Origin of the sequence: Arthrobacter liuii, assembly GCF_014639275.1 — a bacterium.
Taxonomy (GTDB): Bacteria; Actinomycetota; Actinomycetes; order Actinomycetales; family Micrococcaceae; genus Arthrobacter; species Arthrobacter liuii.
Map to the genome: position 1 here is coordinate 306,627 of NZ_BMFW01000002.1, position 25,586 is coordinate 332,212.

General features: G+C 65.8%; 18 protein-coding genes and 1 pseudogene. 8 read left to right on the forward strand and 11 right to left on the reverse strand.

The window, feature by feature from the left end:
* The 4 genes and pseudogenes from IEW19_RS03450 to IEW19_RS03465 all read right to left on the reverse strand — a co-directional run.
* Window positions 1-1,137, reverse strand: coding sequence for a COG1470 family protein (locus IEW19_RS03450; RefSeq protein ID WP_188570278.1), 1,137 nt, complete (start codon window positions 1,135-1,137; stop codon window positions 1-3).
* A 78-nt stretch (window positions 1,138-1,215) separates the two neighbouring features.
* Window positions 1,216-1,659 carry a hypothetical protein gene (locus IEW19_RS03455; RefSeq protein ID WP_308419969.1) on the reverse strand — a complete coding sequence of 148 codons (444 nt, stop codon included), beginning with the start codon at window positions 1,657-1,659 and terminating at the stop codon, window positions 1,216-1,218.
* An 863-nt stretch (window positions 1,660-2,522) separates the two neighbouring features.
* Window positions 2,523-3,341: a DUF2382 domain-containing protein gene (locus tag IEW19_RS03460; RefSeq protein ID WP_188570280.1), complete on the reverse strand. Its 819-nt coding sequence runs from the start codon at window positions 3,339-3,341 to the stop codon at window positions 2,523-2,525.
* A 137-nt stretch (window positions 3,342-3,478) separates the two neighbouring features.
* Window positions 3,479-3,631 (reverse strand): annotated as a pseudogene (locus IEW19_RS03465) (Lrp/AsnC ligand binding domain-containing protein); the annotation flags it as partial.
* 1,630 nt (window positions 3,632-5,261) lie between these two features.
* Between IEW19_RS03465 and IEW19_RS03470 the strand changes: the two are divergent.
* The gene (locus IEW19_RS03470; RefSeq protein ID WP_229748297.1) at window positions 5,262-6,200 is read left to right on the forward strand and encodes an alkaline phosphatase family protein; all 939 of its coding nucleotides are present in this window, start codon (window positions 5,262-5,264) and stop codon (window positions 6,198-6,200) included.
* 469 nt (window positions 6,201-6,669) lie between these two features.
* Window positions 6,670-8,505, forward strand: coding sequence for a PKD domain-containing protein (locus IEW19_RS24080; protein WP_188570282.1), 1,836 nt, complete (start codon window positions 6,670-6,672; stop codon window positions 8,503-8,505).
* Window positions 8,506-8,657: 152 nt separating this feature from the next.
* Here the strand turns inward: IEW19_RS24080 and IEW19_RS03480 are convergent, their stop codons facing one another.
* A complete protein-coding gene (locus IEW19_RS03480) occupies window positions 8,658-9,119 on the reverse strand; it encodes an Lrp/AsnC family transcriptional regulator (protein WP_188570390.1) in 462 nt (153 codons plus the stop codon).
* Window positions 9,120-9,279: 160 nt separating this feature from the next.
* On the opposite strand from IEW19_RS03480, the gene IEW19_RS03485 reads away from it, so the two are divergent.
* From IEW19_RS03485 to IEW19_RS03495, 3 genes are read left to right on the forward strand one after another with little or no spacing between them, the layout of a single operon-like run.
* A complete protein-coding gene (locus IEW19_RS03485) occupies window positions 9,280-10,509 on the forward strand; it encodes a thiamine pyrophosphate-dependent dehydrogenase E1 component subunit alpha (RefSeq protein WP_188570283.1) in 1,230 nt (409 codons plus the stop codon).
* Entirely contained in the window at window positions 10,506-11,627 is a 1,122-nt protein-coding gene (locus tag IEW19_RS03490; protein WP_188570284.1) for an alpha-ketoacid dehydrogenase subunit beta, read from the forward strand. The genes IEW19_RS03485 and IEW19_RS03490 overlap by 4 nt, the downstream gene beginning before the upstream one ends.
* A gap of 4 nt (window positions 11,628-11,631) precedes the next feature.
* On the forward strand, window positions 11,632-13,185 hold the full coding sequence (locus IEW19_RS03495) for a dihydrolipoamide acetyltransferase family protein (RefSeq protein WP_188570285.1): 1,554 nt from the start codon (window positions 11,632-11,634) through the stop codon (window positions 13,183-13,185).
* Window positions 13,186-13,202: 17 nt separating this feature from the next.
* Here the strand turns inward: IEW19_RS03495 and IEW19_RS03500 are convergent, their stop codons facing one another.
* The 6 genes from IEW19_RS03500 to IEW19_RS03525 all read right to left on the reverse strand — a co-directional run bounded on the left by IEW19_RS03500 (window position 13,203) and on the right by IEW19_RS03525 (window position 21,403).
* Window positions 13,203-14,285 (reverse strand): DUF1648 domain-containing protein, encoded by a 1,083-nt coding sequence (locus IEW19_RS03500; protein ID WP_188570286.1) that lies wholly within the window; start codon window positions 14,283-14,285, stop codon window positions 13,203-13,205.
* Window positions 14,282-14,683: a GntR family transcriptional regulator gene (locus IEW19_RS03505; RefSeq protein WP_229748298.1), complete on the reverse strand. Its 402-nt coding sequence runs from the start codon at window positions 14,681-14,683 to the stop codon at window positions 14,282-14,284. Before IEW19_RS03505 ends, IEW19_RS03500 begins: the two co-directional genes overlap by 4 nt.
* A gap of 87 nt (window positions 14,684-14,770) precedes the next feature.
* Window positions 14,771-15,511: a 4'-phosphopantetheinyl transferase family protein gene (locus IEW19_RS03510; protein ID WP_188570287.1), complete on the reverse strand. Its 741-nt coding sequence runs from the start codon at window positions 15,509-15,511 to the stop codon at window positions 14,771-14,773.
* On the reverse strand, window positions 15,475-16,896 hold the full coding sequence (locus IEW19_RS03515; protein ID WP_373283555.1) for a M1 family metallopeptidase: 1,422 nt from the start codon (window positions 16,894-16,896) through the stop codon (window positions 15,475-15,477). The genes IEW19_RS03510 and IEW19_RS03515 overlap by 37 nt, the downstream gene beginning before the upstream one ends.
* The gene (locus IEW19_RS03520) at window positions 16,893-20,855 is read right to left on the reverse strand and encodes a Pls/PosA family non-ribosomal peptide synthetase (protein ID WP_188570392.1); all 3,963 of its coding nucleotides are present in this window, start codon (window positions 20,853-20,855) and stop codon (window positions 16,893-16,895) included. Before IEW19_RS03520 ends, IEW19_RS03515 begins: the two co-directional genes overlap by 4 nt.
* A gap of 11 nt (window positions 20,856-20,866) precedes the next feature.
* The gene (locus tag IEW19_RS03525; protein ID WP_188570289.1) at window positions 20,867-21,403 is read right to left on the reverse strand and encodes an SRPBCC family protein; all 537 of its coding nucleotides are present in this window, start codon (window positions 21,401-21,403) and stop codon (window positions 20,867-20,869) included.
* Window positions 21,404-21,532: 129 nt separating this feature from the next.
* On the opposite strand from IEW19_RS03525, the gene IEW19_RS03530 reads away from it, so the two are divergent.
* The 3 genes from IEW19_RS03530 to IEW19_RS03540 all read left to right on the forward strand — a co-directional run bounded on the left by IEW19_RS03530 (window position 21,533) and on the right by IEW19_RS03540 (window position 25,567).
* The gene (locus IEW19_RS03530) at window positions 21,533-22,159 is read left to right on the forward strand and encodes a TetR/AcrR family transcriptional regulator (protein WP_188570290.1); all 627 of its coding nucleotides are present in this window, start codon (window positions 21,533-21,535) and stop codon (window positions 22,157-22,159) included.
* A complete protein-coding gene (locus IEW19_RS03535; protein ID WP_188570291.1) occupies window positions 22,156-23,760 on the forward strand; it encodes an MDR family MFS transporter in 1,605 nt (534 codons plus the stop codon). Before IEW19_RS03530 ends, IEW19_RS03535 begins: the two co-directional genes overlap by 4 nt.
* A 355-nt stretch (window positions 23,761-24,115) precedes the next feature.
* Window positions 24,116-25,567: an FAD-dependent monooxygenase gene (locus IEW19_RS03540; RefSeq protein ID WP_188570292.1), complete on the forward strand. Its 1,452-nt coding sequence runs from the start codon at window positions 24,116-24,118 to the stop codon at window positions 25,565-25,567.
* The last annotated feature ends 19 nt before the right edge of the window (window positions 25,568-25,586 follow it).

Here is a 25,586-nt window from a genome sequence, read left to right on the forward strand (position 1 = left end):
TCAGTTCCCCTGTCCTGATCCTGAATACGTGAGCTGGAGGGCTGCGCCTTTGCAGCCGTCCTGGTTGGCGGAGCTGTCCAGCATGCCCACCCGCGGCCAGGCCTGCTGTGCCACACCGAGCCCGGAGAGTGAGCTGGTCCCGGTGGGAACGGCGAGGGGGTAGGAGCCCCGGTACTGGGTGACCGCGAAATCCGCAGACGAGCAGGGCAGATTCCTGGCCACGGCGTCCGCGCTCCTGGTAACCCCCGCGATGGCTGCGGACAGGTTGGTCAGGGAGAGTGGCTTACCGGTGGGGTTGCTGATCTGCAGATCCAGGCCGGCAGAGGTGCCGGGGGACAGGGTGCCGGGGACGTTGCCGGAGAGGGCGAACTGCTTGATGGTGGGATCCAGGACCAGTTGGACGTTCGCGTAGGCGTACTGTGCCGTCCCGGACGGGTCCTTTCCTGTTGCCATCAGGTACAGGCTGGATGTTCCTTTGGGGGATCCGTCGGTGGTGGCTACCTGGAGGGTGGTGGAGTTGCCGGTGGTGGCGCTGGGCGAGAATGACGCTGTGGCACCGGCCGGCAGTCCGCCCATGACGCTGAAGTTGACGGGGCCACTGAGGTTGTTGCGGCTCAGCTGCAGCGTGTAGACGGCGGTGGCGCCCGGCGGGATGGTCACGGAGTCCGGGGTGGCGCTTACCGAAAAGGAGGTGGAGATCTTGTAGTTCACGGTGAGGCCGGCGGTGGTGCTGCCGGAGACCTTGCCGCTGGTGCCCGTGATGGTCAGTGAACTGGTCCCCGCCGGTGTGCCCACGCTGGTGCTGGCGTTTAGGGTGGCGGTTGCAGTGGACCCGGGGTTGAGGATGACGGACGACGGCGTGAAGGTACCGCTTGCTCCTCCCGGCAGTCCCGCGGTGGCCAGGTTGACGGCCCCGCTGAAGCCGCCGGTGGAGGTAACAGCCACCGTGTAGGAGGCTGACTGGCCCTGCTGGACGGACTGGCTGGCAGGGGAAACCTGCACCGCTATGCCCGGTTTCGGATTGTTCGCCGCCGCGATCAGCGACCCCGCGCCCAGCAGCATCAGCAACAGTGCCGCAACCGCTGCCTTGATGCCGGTCCACGTACGACGCCGCGGATGTCCGTCTTGGTTGTGCACCTTGTGCCCCCTTGTTCTTTGGTGCAAATGACGGCAAACCGGGGACGGACTCGCACCGCCCCCGGCCCGCTCGTTTGGCTAGTTGCTGGCTACGGTCACCGTGATGGTGGCGTTCTTGCAGGCGTTCTGGTCGACGGCGGTGTCATCGTTGAGAGTCAGCGTGCCGTTGCCCAGGTCAGTCTTGACAGCATTTCCAGCAACGGTGGCGGTGCCGGTGGGAGCGGTGGCGACAAACCAGCCGGGCAGGCAGTTTGCGTTGCTGGTGGTAACCACGGGCTTTGCCAGCGTCACTGGCGTGCTGCTGGTGTTAGGGTTTGTGGCCGTGTAGTTGATGTTCACGGGGCTGCCCGGAGCGACACCCGGGGCCACGGTGACATTGATGGTGATAGGGGACGTCGTGCCAGCTGCCGCACCTCCGCTACCCGAACCCGTCGTGCTCCAGTAGGCGTAAGCCGCGCCGCCGCCGACTGCGACCAGAGCGGCGGAAGCGGCGACAGCGGCGATCTTGTTTTTCTTGGTCATTTTGCGCATGGAAAGACTCCTAATGAATGTGTTGTGAGAACCCGTTCCCCCATTGGTGGCTCCATCCAGGTGCCTTTCGGTGGATCGATGGCCCAATATTCGCTGGACGGAAATGGGCGCAACAACACGTAGCGGTACCCGAATTTGTGGCGCCTCGAAAAATTGACCACCTGGATAAGCGCCCCACTACTCGTTCCGTTCGATGGCGCCTGACCTGCAGGGATACACCGAACACGCGGGAATCCAGGCCCCACTACACCAAACAAGTGGTGCGCCCACGGGTGGGGAAACGCTGCTGGGACAGCCTCTTGGCCGCGCTCACATCGACCGGCTTTCGAGTATCCGCAACGTCAAGAAGCCGAATTTTCCCCGTCTCTTGCCCTCGGGGAACAGGTGCCGAAAGTTCCCCAAGTGCGCGCCGCCGTCGTACTAATCTGTGATTCAATACCCACATATTCCTTCCACCCCAGCGAAGAGATCGGGGCTTAACTCCTTGGCGCTGGCCGCAAAGCCGGTGGAGGACAGGAACTCCGTGATATACCTTTCCGGCGGAATGTTCTCTCGAAGGGCCAGGGCTTGCCGCCACCGGTGCATTGCCGCGCCGATGAGCTCCTGGAACTCCTCCCCGTGTGCTTTTCCGCGGGCGGCCCCGTCACCGTGGACCCGGAGCAGGCGCACGCCCCGGGCCGTCGGGGTAGTTGTCAGGGCTGCCCGCAGTTGCCGGATCAGGCACGTCAGGGGTGGTGAAGTTGCTTGAATTCATTCTTTCTTCCGGTCCTCCCACGAAACGCCCCCGGAAGGAGCGGGTCACTTCCGGGGGCGGGGTTCGTAGCGTCGGCGGCCTTTTGGCCTGCTTCCGGGGGCTAGCGGCGGGTGTCGTCTGCTCCGCCGGTGTCGATGTGCTCCTTGCGCACTTCTTCATTGACGATCTGCTCGTAGCGGACAGTTTCCTTGTCCAGCCGGACCCGCTCCACCGGGACGGCTTCCTTTTCCACCACGGGGCGCTCTTCGTGGAGGACCACCTCGTGTTCCTCTTCGCTGATGGCAGGTCCGTCGAGGGCGGCGCCGCGGTTGGCGTCGGTGATAGGCTCGCGCTCCACGCGGACTTCTTCACGCTCCACCGTGATGGTCTTGGTGACATTTTCAGTGGTGACGTACTTGCGCAGCCGGGCCCTGCTGGTTTCCTGCCTCTCCTTGCCGACGTTCAACTGCTCCTCGGAACGTGTCATGGCGTCGTCGGTCGTGGGGCCGGACGTGTCATGGCCGACAGTTCCGCGGCCGGTGGTGTCGTAGTCGGTTCCGGTTCCGGTTCCGCTGGCGGCTTGGCCAGCCGTTCCGGTGGTGGCTTCGGTGTAGGTGCGGCCGCCGTGGAGCCGGTAGTGCTCGTAAAGCCGGTCCTCTTCAGCTGGGTCCAGATGCCCATCCGGGTCGATGCCCGGGGCGTCCTTCACGTGGTCCTTGGTGTATGGAACTGCCAGGTCCTCGCCTTCAACCCTGGCCTCCTGGATCGGCACGAATGATTCGCGGGTGCCGAAAAGTCCTGTCTTGACGGTGACCCAGTTGGGCTGCCCGGTCTCGTCGTCGGTGTAGACCTGGCCGACGCTGCCGATCTTTTCCCCATTGGTGCCGATGACGTGGCCTCGCGCAGACAGCAGGCGGTCGATGTGCTCGTTGCTGATCATGAGTACTCCTTGTGGATTCTCGACGCTGGAACATGCCCACCAACCCATCTAAACCACAAGGCAAATGAATTCGCAAGCATACTTACTACTTTGGGGACCCCTATAGGTGAGGGCCTCGGAGAATCGGCGCCCTCGGACTATCGCGTGTCCACGTCCTCGAACACCAGGAACGTTTGGGTGTCCAGCACGCCGGGCATGGTCTGCAGCTGGTCGAAGATGACTCGCCGCAGGCTGATGCTGTCCACTGCACGGACCAGCAGGATCGTGTCGAAGTCGCCGCCTACCAGCGCGCATGCCAAGGTGGCGGACGAGCGCTTTGAGTGTCAAGGGTGATGTGAATTTGCAAGGACGGGTTCCTGGCTTACACCTGGCACGCGCCGCTCTTACGTCCACGAGCACAAATAACGCTGCGTAGGGCGCTACCTAGGAGTGGTGTCGATCTTCCGATGACAGTTGAGTCCTGGCCATTAGTCCGTGGTTCCACTGGTTTCCCGACCCTTGGTGAGCAGTGAACAGGTTGACACGGATGACGCTGGTGGCAAGCTGCCGACAAATGACGTTCAGGCGGGGGATCACGAATTCAGGCGTTCCCCGCGGGAAGACTACTGAGGCTCCCAGCCTACCGTTGGCTCCTCTGGGGAGTTAGAGCTTTCCGGGCCGGATTGACTGGCTGGCAACGACGACGGACAGGCAAAGGGCGAGGCCCACGCCGACCTGACCAGGTCCCCTGCCGCATGTGGCCGCGGTCTGGAGCCCACGGCCACCCAAACCGGGAAGGACGCTTAAGCAGGCGGGTAAGGATAGGCGAAGCAGAATGATGGGATAGAGGCGGACAGGTGCCGCCGAAATGCCACGGCAGCGACGGCGGTGACCGCTGCGCATAAGCTTCCCGACGGAGGATAGCCAAGATCGAGGCCGTGTGCGGTGAGGCGACGGGTGGCAGTGCCCACTGCCAAGGTGGTCAGCACACCCGCCCAGTCGAACACCTAACGGCGCCGAGTGTGCACGGTGTGGATGTACAGCGTCTTTTCGGTCCGGATCCAAATGACGAAGAGTACCGAAAGTACAGTCACAAAGACAATGCCGACGCCGCCTACGGCAGGCCGATCACCACGGGGCCACAGCGCCGAAGATGAATACAATCACCACCGTCATCCAGCAGATCCAGACGGAATTTGAGCACAGGCTACTCATTCGCCCGCCTTGACTTGTGAAAAGAACCTCTGAGTGGGTTCGTGAACGGACCGGCGCGTGCAAGGGGATCAAAGTCATGGACAGCCCATTGCGGGGCTGCATGGCCGCGAAGAAAGCAAGCTACCACGCGGGCGGTTGCTGCCCGCGCGTTGGGCCGCGGTCAGGTCGCTGCGCTTCGGTCCTGCAGGCGTCCATGAACGAGAAAGAGGACACCATCTGCTGGATGACTTCGTGCTCTGCGCTGTGAACCGTTGACCTGTGTTTGTCTGAACCTCGTGAGGCAAATTCTGCGAAACAGGCCACGATGCAAGTTTGGCAAAACCCCCAACGACGTACAAAAAGGTTGCCTAAGGTGCCGTAGAGGGAGTGCCAGGACTTCCACAGAGAACTCATAGGAGGCCAGCAGGGAAATCCTGCTTGCACTATGGTTCAGTTTTACAATCGGACGGACCAGACACAGAGAAAGCCGGAACGAAAATGAGCCGAAAAATCGCAAGCGCTCAGAGTCGGCACTTCACGCGGGGAGTACTTTGGCTTAATTTGGCCGTGGCCCTCAGCCTGGCAGCAACGGGGTGTCAATCCCCGAATCCTGGTCCTGGACCGTCCGATGGGGCCGGCACTTCCGCTGGCCCGGGCACGTCCACTGCGGCTCCCGAACCCGGTGCCTCCCCGACTTCTCATCCCCCATCGGAGATGGGGGCCTCGAAGAGGCCCGGGCACGTGTTTGTGATTAACCTTGAGAACAAGGGCTACGACAAGGTCTGGGGACCCAACTCTTCAGCGCCGTACCTGTCCAAAACGCTGCGTGCCCAGGGCGTGCTCCTCTCGGAGTACTACGGGACCGCCCACAACTCCGCCGCGGATTACATTGCCCAAATTTCAGGCCAGGCGTCGAACGACATGACACGACACGACTGCCCGACATACGCCCCGTTCCGGCAGACGGGAACGGCAGAACACGGGCAGGTCCAGGGCAACGGGTGCGTCTACCCCGCGGCCGTGCCTACCGTCGCGGGGCAGCTCACAGCGGCCGGGAAGACGTGGAAAGGCTACATGGAAGACATGGGGACACCATGCCAACATCCTGCCCTTGACTCCAAGGATGACCACCAGGGTGCCAAAGTCGGAGACCAATACGCCACACGCCATAACCCCTTCGTGTACTTTGAGGCAATCACGTCATCGCCGGACTGCAGGAAGAACGTGGTCAACTTTTCCAACCTGGCCAGTGACCTGACGTCCATCGCCACCACGCCGAACCTCTCCTACATCAGCCCTAATCTCTGCAATGACGGCCATGACGCCCCGTGTGTGGACGGGAGCCCGGGTGGCCTCGAAAGCGCTGACGCTTGGCTCCAGCAACAGGTCCCTGTCATCCTGAGCTCCCCGGCGTACCAGCAGGACGGCATGCTCGTCATCACGTTCGATGAAGCCGAGGGCAACGCCGCCGGGCCCTCAAACGTGGTGGGTGGAACTGCCGGGGGCCGGATCGGAGCCCTTACACTGTCGCCCTTTACAAAAGGCGGAACCACCTCCGCCACGCCCTATAACCATTACAGTCTTCTGGCCAGCATCGAAGACATATTCTCCCTGCCACGCCTCGGCTACGCAGGAGCCCCTGGAGTAAATTGCTTCGGCAACGATGTCTTCAATTCTGGTGCATAATTGGGTTCTCTTTGGGTCCCGATGGCCGCATACCTTATGCCAATTCTGAGTACACCTGCCCGCCGGCCTCCTTCGGTACCCCTTTATTCGGGTAGTGGCTACTCGGGTCTTCGAACCGCGGCCCTCCGTAGCATGGCCGGTACAATCCAATTCCCCGGGGGTGAAATCTCGCCTTTCGAGGGCAACCTTTCGGAGGTTCGTAGTGAAAAGAATACGCACGCTGGGGGCTGCAGTAACGTTCGCTGTTCCACTGATTGCGGTCTCTTCAGTTTTGGCGGCACCGGCCCAGGCGGTCACTTGCCAGACCGGAACGGCCACCCCAACCAACACCTTTCCCGGCGACGTGGTGATGGCCAACAATTTCGAATCGGGGACGCTGAACGGCTTTGTTGTTAACACGAGCGGGACGGGAACAGCGTCAGTTTCCTCCGCGCAGGCTCACAGTGGAGCATGCTCGGCTTATCTGCACGTGACCGCGGATTCGGGTTCCCTGGCAAACTTTTCAACCGCGCTGCCGGCAGCAACCCAGCAGGTGTACGCTGACGGCTGGTTCAACATCACCGTGGAGGGTGTCTCCGGTAACAACGTCCCATATTTCCGTTTCTTCGATGGGAACACGCGTTACGTTGATATCTATCGCGACAATGCCTCGGGACTGCTGTGGTTGCGGGTTCTTGCCCCCGACGGGACATACAACTCCACCCGCCTGATGAGTTCTACGGTGGCTTTGAATTCCTGGCACCACGTCGCGACACATTTCATCCCCAACGGTGCCACGTCAACAGTAGAGGTGTGGGTTGACGGGGCTCAGGTCTATTCCAATTCTCAGGTGAACATAACGGCGACCGCCGTGACGCGGGTACAAAATGGCGCTGAGCACTACCAGCAAATGGGTGACGAGTACATTGACGACCTGATCGTCAAGAGCGTGGCGAGTGCGGCAGCAGCCTCGTTCACGGCAACCCCGTCCTCGGGAACCCCGCCGCTGTCTGTGACATTCAAGGACACCTCAACGGGCGCTCCGGTCTCGTGGTCCTGGAACTTCGGCGACGGCACGACCTCCACGGTGCAGAATCCGACCCACACGTACTCCACCGGCGGGACTTACACCGCCACCTTGACCGCTACTTACAGCAATGGTTCAACGAAGTCCGCGAGCTCGACCATTACAGTTCAGACACTGGCCCTGGCGATGGACGCCAAGGCCGCCCAGTGGGGTCTTGGGACTGCCACCAGCGACGTGACGCCGATCCGTAACGGCGGCTATTACCGCAACTACCAGTCCGGCGCCATTATCTCGACGCCGGCGCACAGCTTGTTTGTCTCCCGCGGCGCCATCCGCAATGAATGGGCTGCGCTAGCCTTTGAAAACGGCCTGATGGGCTATCCGGCAACCGACGAAGTCGGTGGCCTGGTGAACGGTGGCGTGTACCAGAACTACGATGGCGGCGCCATCATCTGGGCCCCCGCCACAGGCGCCCACGAGTCCTTCGGTCCCATCCGCCAGGTCTGGGCACAGCTCGGCTTCGAGGGCGGCGTTCTCGCATACCCAACCAGCGAAGTGGTCACGGGTCTGGTGAACGGCGGCTCGTACCAGAACTACCAGGGCGGGGCGATTGTGTCCTCGCCGGCTTCCGGTACGCATGAGTCGGTTGGCTCGATCCGAACCGAGTGGCAGGCGTTGGGCTTCGAACGCGGCATCCTGGGCTACCCGTCGACCGGAGTGGTCAAGGGTTTGGTGAACGGCGGCTCGTACCAGAACTACCAGGGCGGGGCGATTGTGTCCTCGCCGGCTTCCGGTACGCATGAGTCGGTTGGACCCATCCGCCAGGTTTGGGCACAGCTCGGCTTCGAGGGCGGCGTTCTCGCATACCCAACCAGCGAAGTGGTTACGGGCCTTGTGAACGGCGGCTCGTACCAGAACTACCAGGGCGGGGCGATTGTGTCCTCGCCGGCTTCGGGGACGCATGAGTCGGTTGGCTCGATCCGAACCGAGTGGCAGGCGTTGGGCTTCGAACGCGGCATCCTGGGCTACCCGACCACCGGAGTGGTCACGGGTCTGGTGAACGGCGGCTCGTACCAGAACTACCAGGGCGGTGCCATCGTTTCATCACCGACGTCCGGCACCCACGAGTCCTACGGCGCCATCCGTGCGGCGTGGATGTCCACCGGCTTCGAGACGGGCGCCCTGGGCTACCCGACCAGCGAGGTCTACTCGGTGCCCAATGGAACAGCGCAGGACTTCCAAGGCGGTCGCATCACCAACATCAATGGAACTACGACCGTCACATACACCCAGAAGTAATCCTGCTCTCTGATTAGCACGCACTGACGGACCTTAAGGCCCCTTCAGCGCGGCTAACGGCCGGTTCGCTTGGTCTAAACCCGACCACTGCGAACCGGCCTTAGCTGTGTCACCAGGTGTGGCGACAGGACCTCGAGACTTGGCCAGCCGGGCTACCGCGTATCCACATCCTCAAACACCAGGAACGTCTGCGTATCCAGCACGCCCGGCATGGACTGCAGCTGGTCGAAGATGACCCGGCGCAGGTCGATGTTGTCCACGGCCCGGACCAGCAGAATCACGTCGAAGTCCCCGCCCACCAGTGCGATGTGGTGCACCTCCGGGATGGCGCCCAGCTGGTCGCGGAGTTCGCGCCAGGAATCCTGCTTCAGCTTCAACGTCACGTAGGCCGAGGACTTCAAGCCGGCCTTGATCGGGTCCACCAAGGCCGTGAACCGGGTCAGCACCCCGTCGCCCGTCAGCCGCGCGATCCTCGAGTAGGCATGCGCCCGGGAGATGTGCACATTCTCGGCCACCTGGGTGACCGACATCCGGCCGTCCCTCGTGAGTTCGGCAATGATGCGCCGGTCAATCTCGTCCAGCGGAACCTCGGCAGCAGCATCCTTGCCCGGCATTTTGTCCACGGCCCCTATCGGTAATCCACGTCACAGTTGCAAATCGTCTCCCATAGTAGGCAGTTTGAAGCGGCTTCTCCACCATTTGCGCACCCGGTAGATACGAAACCTGCTGCAGGACGATACTGGGAGCGAATAGTGGCTACCGAAGGACGGACCAATGACGATCTCCGCAGACCACACCGCGCCGGACACCACCAGCCCGCAGGAAGCGCCGGACAACGCGCTCAACGAGGCTGTGAAGAACTTCGGCATCACGGTGGAGGATTACATGCTCCCCGCCCGGCACCAGATCCAGATGGTGGACCCGGAAGGCAGGCTCAAGCCCCGGGGCGAGCAGGGCACCCAGCCCGGCCACGAATATCCTGTGCCCGGCGACAGGGAACTGCTGGCTGCGTACGAACAGCTCGTCGTCGGCCGCCGCGTCAACGACCAGAACTCCGCCCTGGTCCGGCAGGGCCGCATGGCCGTCTACCCCTCCAGCCACGGCCAGGAAGCCTGCCAGGTGGCCGCCGCCCTGTGCCTCTCCGACGGCGACTGGATGTTCCCCACCTACCGCGACGCCGTCGCCGTGATGACCCGCGGCGTGGACCCCGTCCAGGTGATGACCATCTTCCGCGGCGACTGGCACGGCGGCTACGACCCCCTCGAAGCCAAGGTGGGCATCCAGTGCACCCCGCTGACCACCCAGCTGCTGCACGCCGTCGGTGTTGCCCACGCCGCCAAGCTCCGCGGCGAGGACACCGTGGTGCTGGCCATGTGCGGCGACGGCGCCACCAGCGAAGGCGACTTCCACGAAGCCCTCAACTTCGCCGCCGTCTTCCACCTGCCCGTCATCTTCTTCGTCCAGAACAACAAGTACGCCATCTCGGTGCCGCTGGCGCACCAGTCCGTGGCGCCGTCGCTGGCGCACAAGGCCGTGGGCTACGGCATGGCGGGCGAACGCGTGGACGGCAACGACGTGGTGGCGCTCCTCGCCGTCCTGGACCGCGCCGTTGCGCTCGCCCGGGGCGGCTCCGGCCCCCTGCTGGTGGAGGCCAACACCTACCGCATGCAGGCCCACACCAACGCCGACGACGACACCCGCTACCGGGAAAGCGCCGAGGTTGCCGAGTGGCGGGCCAAGGACCCCGTCAACCGGATGCGCACGTATCTCACCGGCCGGGGGTTGTTGGACGACGACGGCGAGGCGCGGATCGCTGCGCACGCCGAGTTGGTTGCCGCGCAGCTGCGCAAGGGCCTCAGCGAGGACGTGCCGGTGGACCCGCAGGAACTCTTCCGCCACGTCTTCTCTTCGCCGACGCCGCAACTGAGGGAACAGTCGGCGTTTTTAGCTGATGAGCTGGCCCGTGACGCAGCATCTACCGACTCGAAGGAGGCAGGCAAGTGAGCCCCACCATCACCACCTCGTCCGAGGCCAACGGCAACGTTTCCGCCGCCACCGCCCGGGCCGCCGCCTCCGCCGCAGCATCCGCCGAAGCCGCCGGCCCGCCGCCGGTCACCATGGCCAAGGCGTTGAACAGTGCGTTGTTTGATGCCATGCGGGCCGATTCCTCCGTCCTGGTCTTCGGCGAGGACGTGGGCATGCTGGGCGGCGTCTTCCGCATCACCGACGGGCTCACCGCCACCTTCGGCGACCAGCGCTGCTTCGACACCCCGCTGGCCGAATCCGGGATCGTGGGCATGGCCGTGGGCATGGCCATCAACGGGATGCGTCCGGTGATCGAGATGCAGTTCGACGCGTTCGCCTACCCGGCGTTCGAACAGATCGTCAGCCACGTGGCCAAGATGCACAACCGCACCCGCGGGACCGTGAAGCTGCCCCTGGTGATCCGCATCCCGTACGGCGGCGGCATCGGGGGAGTGGAGCACCACTGCGATTCCTCCGAGTCCTACTACGCCCATACCGCCGGCCTGAAGGTCTACACCCCGGCCACCGTGGCGGACGGCTACCGGATGCTCCGCGAGGCCATTGACTCGGACGACCCTGTGGTCTTCATGGAGCCCAAGAAGATGTACTGGACCAAGGACTCGGTGGACCTTGGCGAGCTGCGCCGCCTTCACGACGCTCAGGGGGAAGGCACGACGGCGGGCCTTGGCTCCGAGGGGCGGGCCGCCGTCGCGCGTCCCGGGACCGACGCGACGCTGATTGCCTACGGTCCGTCCGTGCCGACCGCTTTGGCTGCCGCCGAGGCTGCTGCGTTGGAAGGGCGCTCGCTGGAGGTCATCGATGTGCGGACCATTGTTCCCTTTGATGATGCGACGGTGTGCGAGTCGGTCCGCAAGACCGGGCGGGCCGTGGTGATCGCCGAGGCGCACGGCTTTGCGTCCGTGTCCTCCGAGATCGTAGCCAGGGTGCAGGAGCGCTGCTTCCACTACCTGGCCGCCCCCATCCGCCGCGTGACCGGGTTCGACGTCCCGTACCCCGCACCCAAACTCGAGAAGTACTACCTGCCCGGCGTGGACCGCATCCTCGACGCCGTTGACGACCTTCAGTGGGAGAACTGATTTTATGAACGAGACGCGCGTGTTTTTGTTGCCGGACCTGGGCGAGGGCCTCACTGAAGCCGAGTTGGTATCCTGGCATGTCTCTGTTGGGGATTCGATTGAGGTGGATCAGCCGATCGCCGAGGTGGAAACCGCCAAATCCGCGGTGGAGGTGCCGTCCCCCTATGCCGGCATCGTTGCCGAACTGCACGGGAAGCCCGGGGAGACGCTGGACGTGGGGAACCCGCTGATCTCGGTGACGCCCCTTTCTCCTGGGGTCGGTGCCGGCGCGGATGATGCCGCCCCCGCCCCTTCGCCGGACGGCAATGCTGCAAGCAGCATGCCGTCCGGCTCCGACAGCGGCCCCGGACTTCCCAATGCTCGCAAGCTCGCATCGGGTCCCTCGTCCGGTTCCTTAGATGCCACTCCCGGGGCGGCATCATCCGCGTCGGCTGAGGCGGAAGCGTACCGTGAGGAGGAGAAGGCCGGATCTGGAAACGTCTTGATTGGTTATGGCACTCCAGGTGGGCATGGCGTTGCCCGGCGCACCCGCGTCCCGAAGGCCGCCGTCGCCCTGGCTGACCCTGCCGAGGCCAAGCCGACCGAGGACGACCTGGCCCTCCTGCGCACGCGTGTGCCCGGCAAGCTCGGGGCCGTGATTTCCCCGCTGGTCCGGCGCATGGCGCGCGAGCATGGCGTGGACCTGGGGGACATCTCCGGCTCCGGCGACAGCGGACTGATCATGCGCCGCGACGTGGAGGCTGCGCTGAAGACGGCAGCACCTCCGGCGGAACCCGAAGCCAATTCGGTGGAAGCGCCGGAGCGCCCGTCGGTTGAAACCCTTGCAGGCGCAACCACCGACTCCCGCACCGGCCTGGGCATCGCCGCCCGCACTCCTGTCCGCGGCGTCCGCAAGGCCGTTGCCGCAAACATGGCCCGCAGCCGCTCGGAGATCCCGGAAGCAACGGTGTGGGTGGACGTGGATGCCACCGCGCTGATGGAGCTGCGCGAGGGGCTCAAGGCCAACGGCGCCGAGGTGCCGGGCCTGCTCGCGTTCATCGCCCGGTTCGTCACGGCCGGCCTGAGGAAGTACCCGGAGCTGAATACGCGGATTGAAACGGCTGAGGACGGGTCACAGGAGATCGTCGCGTTTGACGGTATCAACCTGGGCTTCGCCGCGCAGACCGACCGCGGCCTGGTGGTGCCCTCCGTCCGTGGCGCCGAGAAACTCTCTGCGCGCGAATTGGATGCGGAGATCAAGCGGCTCACCGCCGTCGTACGCGAAGGAAAGGCGACCCCCACGGAGCTGGGCAGCGGCACGTTCACCCTGAACAACTACGGCGTGTTCGGCGTGGACGGCTCCGCGGCGATCATCAACCATCCGGAGGTTGCCATCCTGGGGGTGGGCCGGATCATCGACAGGCCGTGGGTGGTCAACGGCGAACTGGCAGTGCGGAAGGTCACCGAGCTCACCCTCACGTTCGACCACCGGGTCTGCGACGGCGGCACGGCCGGCGGCTTCCTCCGGTTCGTGGCGGACGCCATCGAAAACCCAACGGCCCTCCTGGCGGATATCTAGCCCCGCCCGTGGACCGGTCAGCCGCCGAAGCGGAGGATGACCACCAATCCGATTAGGGCCACGACGCCGGCCAGCAGCATCGCTGCCCTCGGGTCCCCGAAGTTCAGGGTCCAACCAATGCCGAACCTCCGGGGAACCAGCAGGGCGGGGTCGTCCCGGTTGATGTAGAACAGGCCGCCGCGCCAGTACTTGTCATCGTCCCGGTGCGTCAGGCCGGTGTCCTCGCCGTTCCCGCCGCGGTCCCTGTTGTTCCTGGCCAGGACCGCGACGGCTGCCACTACGCCAGTGAGGACCGGGAGCACCACCACCAGCGGCGCCCAGCGCGTCGTGGTACCGGTCCACATCAACAGCGACGATCCCAGCATCCCCAGATCGATCAGCGCAACCAGGCCAAGCAGCACTTTGGCGCCCAGCAACAGGTAGTGCCGCCCCCAGCGCGCCGAGCCCACTGGGCGCGCCGGGTCAATGTCCGGCCTGCTGTGGACGATTGCAGCGGCCATCCCCGCGAGCAGGGCCGTGAAGCCCAGCTGTACGAAAACCAGTGAGAAAGCAGTGCCCACCGATTTCGCCGCCATCCTGTTCGGGGCGCCGCTGGCTCCATAATGCACGGCGAGGTTTTGGGGCATGGTTGGGTACATCAGGATTCCAGCAACCACCGTTGCGGCGATGATGACCAGCGCCGGCGTTAACCAAAGCCAGGGGAACCGCGGGGGATTGGTCCGCAGCTCGGTGTCCACGGCGATGCCCTGGTGCAGGCCCTCGAACCAGCCCCCTGCCGTCTTTGCCTCCCGGATTTCCTGGTGGGCAAGGAAGAAGCAGCCGTACCAGAGGCCGACGAGCACCAGTACAGACAAGGGCAGCAGCAACGGTTCGCCGGTCAGCGCGTCGCTGGCCACGCCGGCCACGGCGACGACGGACCCGCCAACCAGGACCCTCCGCCGGTACAGGCGGGCCTGTTCGCGCACCACGGGATCGGCCGCATGCCGGGCCGGTACCCGGACCCCGAACGGCACCGTGGGGCTCGTGACCGAGGGAAGCACCAACGCCAGCAGGAGGACCAGCCCCAGCAGCACGAAACTCAGAATGATGGCAATGGTCATGGCATGTCCTCCTGCTGCGTGGCGCCAAATGAATCGAGTAACGTGCGGCAGGTCTGCAGCACGTCGTCAGCGGGTATTCCCCGTGCCACGGCCTCAGCCAGAAGAGTGCGGGCCCTGGCGGTCCATTCCGCGGTGGGTCCCTGGTCCCCTGCAGCCGCGGTCACCACGGCCCCGGTCTTGCGGTTCAGGCGGATCAGGCCTTCCTGGCGGAGGAGGTCGTAGGCCTTGTTGACAGTGTGGAAGTTGATGCCGAAGTCGGCGGCAAGGGTGCGGGTGGGCGGCAAGGAACTGCCGTCGACCAATTCGCCGTGGGCGATCGCTTCCACGATCTGGTCCCGGATCTGCTGGTAGATCGGCACTGCTCCGGCCAAGTCCACATTGAGGATCAACGCGCGCACCTCCCTTTGTTCTATTAGTTATAGAACAAACCAACGCGCCTGCCAAGAGGGCTGTTTGGAGCGGCATCGCCGCCCGCCGCACGGGCGCTACAGCCGGGCGGCCCGTCGAACGGCACGGGAAGCTATGAAGTTATCGGGAAGCCCGACGCTGGCCGGGTTGATGTCTTCGAGGTTCCATAGCCCGGGCAAGGGTGGCTGGCCAAGCACTGCGGGTTGGGAGCCGGACACATCAACGAGGACTGGATCCTGCGCCAGCCCCGTGCCGAGTGCCTTGAGGACGGCCTCCTTGCGGACCCAAAGGCCGGTCTGGAGCCTGACGCCCAGCGCAGGAGGGGCGTTGTGAAGCTCGCGCCGCTCGTTGGCGGTCAGCGCCAGGGACTGGAACTCGGCAAAGTCCGCTGCTGTTCCGTCTTCGATGTCCACCCCAATACCCTCGACGTCCTGGTCAAGGCTGGCCGCCAGCAGGCACCAGTCCCCGGACCGGCTGAGGCTGGCGCGGAGGCGGCCGGGATGCGACGGGAGCCGGTATTGGGGGATGCCGTGTCCCGTGTCGCCGTGGTTCCGGCAGGACGGACAGGCGTAATCCGCAATCAGGGACCCCGGGTCTTCCCCGGTCAGCGCGCTGATGTGGAGCCGCAGTGCAATCCGGCCGGCCAGGAACCTGTTTTGCAGGGCGGGGGAACGGAAGGTTGCGGCCCGGTCCAGCTCGGCCGCGTCCAGGAGGTGCGCCAGGCCGAGGTCGACGCCGGACAACCGGATGGCGTCCAGCGACGGCACGGGTTCTGCCGGCATCAGGGCAGCGGCGGGAGCGCGGTTTGGTAGAGCCATGGGGCCAGGATGGTGCCGGCATTGAATCCGGGGAGCCCGGCGCAGATCCCGTTGGCGGTAACGACGAGGTCAGCCGTGGTGACGCCGCCATAGCGGTAGCTGTGCGTCCACGTTCTCAGGACAGTGAAAAACAGCTCATCGCCGGCCGCCTGCCGCAGGGCATGGAGGGCCAGGGCACCCCGTTTGTAGACCCGGTCATCGAACATCAATTCCGGCGAGGGATCGCCCACCACCAGGTCCTGCGGCTGCACCGAGAGTCCGCGCCAGGCGCTCCTGGCCCGGGCCGCGGCGGTGGCACTGCCGGAAGCCTCGGACCAGATCCATTCGGCATAGCAGGCGAAGCCTTCCTGCAACCAAATATCGGCCCAGGTCGTGACGGTCAGGGAATTTCCGAACCACTGATGGGCCAGTTCATGGGCAATGAGCCGCTGGTCCTCCCACTGCTGGGTGAGGTGGTTGGGGCCGAAAACGGAAAGGGACTGTGCTTCCAACGGGATTTCCAGATCATCATCGGCCACCACCACCGTGTAGCCGGCGAACGGATAGGGGCCGAAGCAGGTCTGGAAGGTTTCCATCATTTGCTCCTGGCGGTTGAGGGCCGCAGCGGCGGGCACCATCAGGGCCGGCGGCGCCGCGACGTACTGCGGGACCAGGCGGGGTCCGCCGTCGTCCCGGACTTCCGCGCGGTGGGACGGGGAATGGTGCTGGAGGGCGATCGGCCGGAGGTCGTAGCGGCCGATCTGCACGGTGGCCAGGTAGGTTGCCATGGGTTCGGATTGTTCGAACACCCAGGTTTCGCGGCTGGCCTTGGCGTGGCGGGAGACCAGCACGCCGTTGCAGACCACCCTGTAATTGGCCTCGGTGGTGATGGTGAAGCCGAAGCTGGCCTTCTGGCTGGGATGGTCGTTGCAGGGAAACCACGACGGCGCCCCCGTGGGCTGACCTGCCACGAGGACCCCGTCGGTGAGCTCTTCCCAGCCCACCTCGCCCCAGTTGCCGCGCAGGGGACCGGGCGCACCGCTGTACCGGATGTCCAGGTTGAACTCCGTACCGGCCGGCAGCGGACGCGCGGGCGTGATGAACAGCAGGTTCCCGCGCTGGCTGAACCTCACTGCACGCTGCCCATCCACCTGGACTTTCGATACGCGCAGCCCCGCCAGGTTCAGGGTCACCGTGCCCAGGTTTACGTTGGAGCGTGCGGTGATGGCCGCATGCCCGGAGAGCCTGTTTGAGGACACACGGTAGTCCAGGTAGAGCTCGTAGCGGGACACCTCGTATTCCGCGGACCCGTGGCCCGGGGTGTAGGGATCCGGCAAGGAGCGGGAGGCACGTGCGGCACCGGAGCCGGCGATTGCTACTGGCAGGTGCTCCTGGGGTGCGGTCACTGTAGCTGGGCCTCTCGGGCGGGAACGGCTGCGGCCGGGGACGCCCATGGGCTGACCGGGTTTCCGATCCAGTAGCTGGCCGCCGGAACGGTTTCGCCGCGCATCACCAGGGATGCGGGCCCTACCGTGCCGCCGGCCCCGATACGTGCTGCGGGCAGGATCACTCCATGCGGGCCCATGGTTGCCCCCGCTTCAAGCGTAACCGTGTCGATGCTCATCACCCGGTCGTGGAACAGATGGGTCTGGACCACGCAGCCCCGGTTGACAGTTGAGTTTTCGCCGAGCGTGACCAGGTCCGCCTCGGGCAGCCAGTAACTTTCGCACCAGGTGCCCGAGCCGATCTTGGCGCCGAGGCCCCGAAGCCACCAGACGAGGGCGGGGGTCCCCGCGGCTGCCCGGGCGAACCAGGGTGCGGTGACCATTTCAATGAACGTGTCCACCACCTCATTGCGCCAGATGAATGAACTCCACAGGGGGTGTTCGCTGGCATCGATCTTCCCCACGAGCAGCCACTTGGCCGCCACGGAACTTGCGGCCGCCACGCCGCCTGCCGCCAGGAGCACGGGCGCCCCGAGCAGGGCGGCGATGCCGTACCCGGCGTAGCTGGCTATCCAGTCAAGGGCCACGAGGATGCCGACGGCGATGGCCGCCGTGAGCACGACGGGTACCGCCCGGCACAATTCCCAGCAGGCGCGGTAGATCTTGAGCCGCAGGGGAGGCTTGTACGTCAGGCTCTGGTCCACCTCCATGCGGGCACGGCGGAGCCGCACCGGCGGGCTCCCCAGCCAGGACGTCCCGGACTTCGCCTTCGCCGGGGTGGCCGATAGGACGGCAACCAGGGAGTTCTTGGGCACGCTGCGGCCCGCCCCCGTCATGCCTGAGTTGCCCAAAAACGCCCGCTTGCCGATCTTCGCGGGTGCGATCCTCATCCACCCGCCCCCGAGCTCGTACGAGGCAATCATGGTGTCATCGGCCAGGAACGCCCCGTCCCCCACCGTGGTCATGGAGGGCAGCAGCAGAACGGTGGACGCCTCCACGTTCCGGCCAACCTTGGCGCCCAGCAGCCGCAGCCAGACAGGGGTGAACAGGCTCGCGTACAGGGGAAAGAGCAGGTCCCGGGCCATATCCAGGACCCGTTCCGTGGCCCACACCCGCCAGCCGGTAAAGCTGCGCACGCGGTAGTGGCCTTCCTTGAGTCCCAGACCGAGCAGGCGCACGACGGCGGCCGTCAGGACCATGTTGGACAGGAACCAGAGCGCGGCCGCGGCCGGCACCGCCCACAGCAGCGACACGCCGCCCGAGGACAGGGACCCGTGTCCCCGTACGGCGGCGATCACGGGCAGGGCGCCAAGTGCGGCGGACACGAAGGGGATCAGCGACAGCAAGGCCGCGGCCAGCGCGTAGAGGCCAAAGGACAGCACCGCCTTCAGGCCCGCCGGCGGCCTGGCCGGCCAGTCCTGCTGGGCTTTGCCCAGGCGCTCGGCAGGTGAGCCCGCGAAACGCTGGTTCGCCTTGACCTTCCCCAGGACCGCCGAACCGGGCAACACCTCTGCCCCGGCACCGATCCTCGCGCCCGGCATCAGGGTGCTGCGGGAACCGACAGTGGCGCCCGCGCCCACCCGGACGTGGCCGATATGGACCAGGTCGCCATCCACCCACCAGCCCGAAAGATCCACCTCGGGTTCAACTGAGCAGCCGCTGCCCAGGCTGAGCATGCCGGTCACGGGCGGGACGGAGTGAAGGTCAACGTCCTTGCCCACCTTGGCGCCCAAGGCCCGCGCGTAGTAGGGAACCCAGGGTGCTCCGGCAAGGCTGATGGCCCCGGAAAGGTCAGCGATCTGTTCCGACAGCCACAGCCGCAGGTGCACCCTCCCGGAGCGTGGATAGCTGCCCGGCACAACCCTCCGGAGCAGCAGGCGCGCCGCCGCGACGGAGATTGCCATCCGGCCCAGCGGGCTGACGAACACGAGCCAGGACGCCAGCACCCACCACCAGGAAACGGTGGGGGCGGAGCTCAGCACACCCCAGGCGGCCAGGAGGTTGTTGATGGCCATGAGGTAGGTCAGCCAGCGCATGGCCACCAGCACGTGCAGCGGCAGGCCGGCGAGGATCTGGAAGACCTGGGATTTGCGGGCCGTCGGGCGCACGGAACGTTCCGTGGGCGCGGAAGCCGCCGCGCCGCCGTCGGGCGCTGAAAGTTTGGCGAGTTCGATCAGGGCGGCCACCCGCGGACGTGCGTAGACGTCCGCCACGGTGATGGTGGGGTAGCGCACCCGGAGGGCCGATACCAGCCGGGCCGCGGCCAGGCTGCTGCCGCCGTAGGCGAAGAAATCGGCGTCCAGGCTGTCCGGGGGAGTGCCCAGGACGTCCGCCCACTGCTGGACGATCCACGTAGACTGGACGTCCAGGTCCGGCACCACGGATTCGCCTGTGTCCGCGGGCGCCAGCGGCCACGGCAGGGCATGCCTGTCCACCTTGCCGCTGGTCTTCACCGGAAGGCCGTCCAGGACGGTCAGGAGTGGAATGAGGGCCGCGGGGAGTTGGGCTGCCAGCAGGTTCCGCGCCTTGTCCAGGTCGGGGGAGGTCCCGGGTGCGGGCACCAGGTAGCCCACCAGGACCTGGTTCCCGCCGGCGGCGCCCTGGACTGCGGCAGCCGCGCCCTGGATGCCGGGCAGGGACTGCAGGGCTGCGTCGATTTCGCCGAGCTCGATCCGCCGCCCGCCGAGTTTCACCTGCTCATCGGCGCGGCCCATGAAGAGCAGGCCTTCGAGCTCGTAGCGCACCAGGTCACCGCTGCGGTAGGCGCGGTCCCAGCCCAGGGTGTCCATGGGCGCGTACTTTTCTGCGTCCTTGGCTGGGTCCAGGTACCTGGCGAGGCCAACACCGCCGATGATCAGCTCCCCCACCTGCCCTTCGTCCACGGGGATTCCCGCAGCATCGACGACGGCGAGGTCCCACCCGTCCAGGGGCAGTCCGATCCGCACCGGCCCGGTTCCGTCCATCCGGGCGGCGCAGGCAACGACGGTCGCCTCGGTGGGGCCGTAGGTGTTCCAGACTTCGCGTTCGTCCACGGCGAGCCGTGCTGCCAGCTCGGGCGGGCAGGCTTCGCCGCCGAAGATCAGCAGCCTGACCGCCTCCAGCGATTCGGCGGGCCACAGCCCGGCCAGGGTGGGAACGGTGGAGACCACCGTGATCCCGTTCGTGATCAGCCACGGTCCCAGGTCCATGCCGGTCCGGACCAGCGACCGCGGAGCGGGCACCAGGCATGCGCCGTTCCGCCAGGCCAGCCACATCTCCTCACATGAGGCATCGAATGCCACGGACAGGCCGGCCAGGACCCGGTCCGACGTGTTCACCGGATTCGCCGGAAGGAACAACCGCGCCTCGGCGTCCACGAACGCGGCGGCCGACCGGTGCGTCACCGCCACGCCCTTGGGCTTGCCGGTGGAACCGGAGGTGAAAATCACCCACGCATCATCGTCGACGCCGGGCTGCCGGGGGCTTGGGAAGGGCGCGGTCCTGCCTGGAAGGGTGGCGATTTCCCCGGCGCGGAGAATGGCCGCGACGCCGGCTTCTTCGAAGACCAGGCTGGCCCGCTCTTCCGGGTCGTCCGCATCAACCGGCACGTAGGCTGCCCCCACCAGCAGCGTGGCGAGGATGGCGATATAGAGCTCATTGGTGCCGGACGGGATGCGGATCCCCACCTTGTCACCGGCCCCGATCCCGTCCCTGTGCAGGCGGCGGGCATACTCCTTGGCCGCGGCGTGCAGGTCGGCATAGCTCAGGGACACCCTGCCGTCGTCGAGGGCGGAAGCGTCAGGGAACTGCCGGGCCGTTTCCTCAAAGACCTGCACCAAGGTACGCGGCGGGGCTGCCTTCGCGGCACCTGCCAGCTGGGGGAGGTGCTCCCCGCTGGGGCCTACCGCGACGGTTTCCTCTTTTGCAGCCGATTCCGGCAGATCAGAAACATTCACCGGCCGAAGTTACTCTGCTGCAGTGAACGGACGGTGAACGGCGGCGCTTGCCGGCCGTGCCGTTGGCTTGTGCCAGTGGGTGCCGCGGCAGGAAAAACTCCGCCGTCGAGATGAAAGCTGAGCAACTCCGCACGGAACCTGACGGCCTCCACGAAATCAGCCAGGGCTTCACTGGCGTCGGGTCCGGATTTGTGAACCAGCCGCCGCAAGGGACCGGTGACCTTTTCCTTGACCGCCAGGTATGTGACCCCTGAGTAGTCGGTGAGCGTGAACGTCCGGACCACCCGTGCCAGTCGCAGCGGCAGCCCGTAGGTCCAGGTCATGGACTTCCCTTCGCTCAATCCGACCAGGACGGAAAGGCTCTTCCTGCTGCGTTCCCGCGTTTGGACGCGGATCCTTCCGCCGGAGACCATGTCGCCGTGGGCAGCAACAATCCCGGACTCCCACACCGCATAGTTGCCGGCGTCGGTCAGGATGTCCCACACCGTGGGTGTCCCGGCAAGGATGAGGGCCTCCGCCTCGAAAGAATGCATACTCTCAGGTTATTGCGTAGGCGAGGGAGGCGTCACTTTAAATGGGCTCCCGGGACCTGTGATCTTCGCCCATGCGGGATGACAAATCTGCAGTTGTGCAAAGTGTGCAGCTGTGCAAAAATATTACACATGCCCCCCACTTCTTCGCCTTCGCTGCGCGAGCGCAAAAAGGCCGAAACCTGGTCCGCCATCCATGAGGCTGCTGCGTCCCTTGCGCAGCAGCGCGGCCTTGAGCACGCCACGGTGGAAGCAATCGCCGAGAGTGCAGGGGTTTCGCCCCGGACGTTCTTCAACTATTTCCCCGCCAAGGAGGACGCCGTCCTGGGCCTCCACGAACCGGTGCTTGACCCCAGTGAGGCCGCGAAGCTCACTGGCGCGGAAGATCTCCTGGGGCAGGCCACCCTGCTGCTTGTCGCCGTCGCCCGTTCCGCCCTGGGCGGGACAAACACGGCCAGGCGCCGCCAGCTCCTGAAGCGGTATCCGCACCTGTTCGCGCGCCAGCTGGAGGTCATGGTGAAGGCCGAAGCGCTGGTGCGCCAGGCCGTGGTTGACCATCTCGCCGCTGATCCGTACTGGGCTTCCAGTGCTGAAGGCTTCAGCGCCGAGGAGACCGCGCGGATGCTGGTGATGCTCGCATCGGTGCCCGCCAAGTTCACGGCGCAGGCCGCAGATTTCGACCCCGCATCGGGCATGACCCCCGAAGACCTCGCGCCCGCTGTGGCGCTTTTTCATCACTTGCAAAGGAAACTCTCATGACCACGGCCCCTTCGCCCGAAACGGCGCAGGCCCCGCAGAAGCAGCACATCGTGCTTCTTTTCGTGGGCCTGATGCTCTCGATGCTCCTCTCCGCCCTGAACCAGACGGTCCTCAGCACTGCGCTGCCCACCATCGTGGGTGAACTCCACGGCGTCAGCGACATGCTCTGGGTGATCACCGCGTTCATCCTCACCTCCACCATCAGCATGCCCATCTACGGCAAGCTTGGTGACCTGATGGGGCGTAAATCCCTGCTGATCGCAGCGATCCTGCTGTTCATGGCCGGCTCCGTGGTGGGCGCGCTCGCCAACGACATGGGCGTCCTGATCGCCGCCCGCGTCATCCAGGGCCTGGGCGGCGGCGGCCTGATGATCCTGTCGCAGGCAGTCATTGCCGACGTCGTCCCGCCCCGGGAGCGCGGCAAATACATGGGCATGATGGGCGGCGTCTTCGCCATCGCCTCCGTGGCCGGCCCGCTCCTGGGTGGCTGGTTCACCGAAGGCCCCGGCTGGCGCTGGGTCTTCTGGATCAACATCCCGCTGGGGCTGCTGGCCCTTGCCGGTGCTGCATTCTTCCTCAAGCTCCCCAAGCACGCCGGCAAGCCCAAGCTGGACCTGGGCGGCATGGTGCTGATGGCCGTCGCCACCACCTGCCTGGTGCTCTTCGCCACCTGGGGCGGCAGCAAGTACGAGTGGTCCGACCCGATCATCATTGCGCTGATCGCGGGCACCGTGGTGAGCGCCGTGGCCTTCGTCCTGGTGGAGCGCCGCACCGCCGAGCCCATCATCCCGCTGCACCTGTTCAAGGACCTGAACTTCAATCTGTCCACGTTCGCGGGCCTGCTGATCGGCGTGGCCATGTTCGGTGCCATCGGCTACCTGCCCACGTACCTGCAGATGGCCTTCAGCGTGAACGCCACCGAATCCGGTCTGCTGATGATCCCCATGATGGGCGCCCTCCTGGTGGCCTCCGTGGGCTCCGGCCAGCTGGTCAGCCGCACCGGCCGCTACAAGTGGATGCCGATTGCCGGATCGCTGCTGGTGGCGGTGGCCCTGGTGCTGCTCTCCACCCTGAAGCCCGGCCAGCCGCTGTGGGAGATCTGCGCGTACCTCGCGGTCATGGGCCTGGGGCTGGGCCTCAGCATGCAGATCCTGGTGCTGGTGGTGCAGAACTCCTTCCCGCTGCGTGAAGTGGGCACGGCGACGGCGTCCAACAACTTCTTCCGCCAGATCGGCGCCACCCTGGGCTCGGCCGTGGTGGGAAGCCTGTTCGCCAGCCGCCTTGCCCAGCTGCTCACCGAGCGCATGCCTGCCGCCGCCACCGGCGGGGGCGCGCAGGGCGGGTCCAACTCGCTGACGCCGGCCCTGGTCAACAAGCTGCCCGCGCAGATCAAGGACATCATCATCTCCTCCTACAACGACGCCCTGACCCCCATCTTCATCTGGATGGTCCCGCTGGCGCTGATCGCCGCCGCGGTGCTGTTCTTCGTCAAGGAGAAGCCGCTGGCCACCGCCGTGGAGCACGATGTCCTGTCCGAGTCCATCAGCGAAGGCAACATCCTCATCGCTGCCGACGACGAGGCGCCGGCCGCATCCCGGTAGCCCGCAGGTGCGACGGCGGCCCCGTGCCGCCGTCACGTTGTCAATTTTTGTAAATTGCCCTTTACTGTGCGGGCTCGAGTCATTAAAGTGATTCGTGTCATAGTCCGGATGGGCGCCGGGGGGCGTCCGGGAAGGGGGAGTGCATCACCACTGACCGTTACCAGAAGACAATTGACCACTACGTTGAAAGCCCCTCCTAGGAGGGGCTTCCCCTTTGCGCCTCGGAAGCGTCGCCCGAAATCCCTGCACTTCAGGCATTCCTTCCATTTCCAAGTTACCGCGCAGCCCGGGCCTTGCGGCAATGCCCCGGGGGTACCGCATACTGGCGCTCGAAGAGGAAGGGGAGCGGGTAGGTATGCATGATGTGGTGATTGTGGGGAGCGGGCCCACCGGGCTGGTGCTGGCGGGGGAGTTGCGGCTGGCGGGGGTGGACGCCGTGGTCCTTGAGCGGCGGGAGTCGCAGGAGCTGGCGGGCTCGCGCGGCGGCGGAATCCATTCACGCACCATCGAGCTGCTGGACCAGAGGGGTATTGCTGAACGGTTCCTCGCCGAGGGAAAGACGCTGCAGACGGCATCGTTCGGCAGCACCCAGCTGGACCTGGGCAGCCTGCCCACACGCCATCCGTACACGCTGGCGCTGTTCCAGAACCACATCGAGCAGCTGCTGCTTGAATGGGTGGAGGAGCTGGATGTGAAGATCCGGCGCGGCGTGGAGGTCACCGGCGTTTCAGCGGACGACGGCGGCGTGGACGTTCAGCTCGCGTCCGGCGGTCCAGTGCGGGCCAGGTACCTCGTGGGCGCCGACGGCGGGCGCAGCGTGGTGCGGCGCTCGGCCGGCATCCCGATGGTGGGCCCGGACGCGACCCGCAGCAGCCTGATCGCTGAAGTGAAGGTGGCGGGGGAGCCCGTCCAACAGGGGAAGGTGGATGCGCGCGGCATCCACGGGCTGTACCCGATGGGCGACGGCGTGGTCCGGGTGGTGGTGACCGAAGCCTCCCTGGGCCCTGCCAAGGAGCCCACCCTAGAGGACCTGCGGCAGGCTTTGGCCGACGTGTTCGGGACGGACTTCGGCGTGCACAGCCCCATCTGGCTGTCGCGTTTCACCAACGCCACACGGCAGGCGGAGACCTACCGGAAGGGACGGGTGCTGCTGGCCGGTGACGCCGCGCATGTCCACTCACCCACGGGCGGGCTTGGCATCGGGCTCGGGGTGCAGGATGCCGTCAACCTGGGCTGGAAGCTGGGGCAGGTGGTGCGGGGCATCTCCGGGGAGGACCTGCTGGACACCTACCACGCCGAGCGCCACCCGGCGGGGGAGCGGGCGCTCAAGTACACCATGGCGCAGTCCCTCTTCCAGAAGGCAGACCCCCGCCAGGAGGCACTGCGCGACCTGCTGGACGAGGTGCTCCGCGTCGACGGTGCGGGTGCGCCCATAGCGGGGCTGGTCACCGGGCTGGACGTCGCCTACCCGCTCGGCACGGGGCATCCGCTCCTGGGACGGCGCATGCCGGACCTGGACATCATGGGTGCTGATGGCCCGGCGCGGGTGTACGAGCTACTGCACCAGGCGCGGCCCATTCTCCTGGAATTCGGTGGTGCGGCGCTGGACGTCCGTGCGTGGGCCGCCCGGGTGCGGCATGTCGCGGCAACGTACGACGGCGCGTGGCAGCTTCCCGTGCTGGGCCGGGTTGCTGCACCGACGGCAGCCCTGGTCCGGCCCGACGGCTACGTCGCATGGGTCGGTGAAGGCACAGCCGACGGGCTTGCCGGAGCCCTCGAGACCTGGTGCGGCGGGGCCGGCCGGTAAATACTCGCTGAGCGTGGCC

Coding starts and splice junctions, on each gene's coding strand:
- IEW19_RS03485 (WP_188570283.1), top strand. CDS start 9,280: ATGACGATCTCCGCAGACCACACCGCGCCGGACACCACCAGCCCGCAG.
- IEW19_RS03455 (WP_308419969.1), bottom strand. CDS start 1,659: ATGACCAAGAAAAACAAGATCGCCGCTGTCGCCGCTTCCGCCGCTCTG.
- IEW19_RS03535 (WP_188570291.1), top strand. CDS start 22,156: ATGACCACGGCCCCTTCGCCCGAAACGGCGCAGGCCCCGCAGAAGCAG.
- IEW19_RS03525 (WP_188570289.1), bottom strand. CDS start 21,403: ATGCATTCTTTCGAGGCGGAGGCCCTCATCCTTGCCGGGACACCCACG.
- IEW19_RS03500 (WP_188570286.1), bottom strand. CDS start 14,285: ATGACCATTGCCATCATTCTGAGTTTCGTGCTGCTGGGGCTGGTCCTC.
- IEW19_RS03460 (WP_188570280.1), bottom strand. CDS start 3,341: ATGATCAGCAACGAGCACATCGACCGCCTGCTGTCTGCGCGAGGCCAC.
- IEW19_RS03530 (WP_188570290.1), top strand. CDS start 21,533: ATGCCCCCCACTTCTTCGCCTTCGCTGCGCGAGCGCAAAAAGGCCGAA.
- IEW19_RS03480 (WP_188570390.1), bottom strand. CDS start 9,119: ATGCCGGGCAAGGATGCTGCTGCCGAGGTTCCGCTGGACGAGATTGAC.
- IEW19_RS03540 (WP_188570292.1), top strand. CDS start 24,116: ATGCATGATGTGGTGATTGTGGGGAGCGGGCCCACCGGGCTGGTGCTG.
- IEW19_RS03510 (WP_188570287.1), bottom strand. CDS start 15,511: ATGGCTCTACCAAACCGCGCTCCCGCCGCTGCCCTGATGCCGGCAGAA.
- IEW19_RS03495 (WP_188570285.1), top strand. CDS start 11,632: ATGAACGAGACGCGCGTGTTTTTGTTGCCGGACCTGGGCGAGGGCCTC.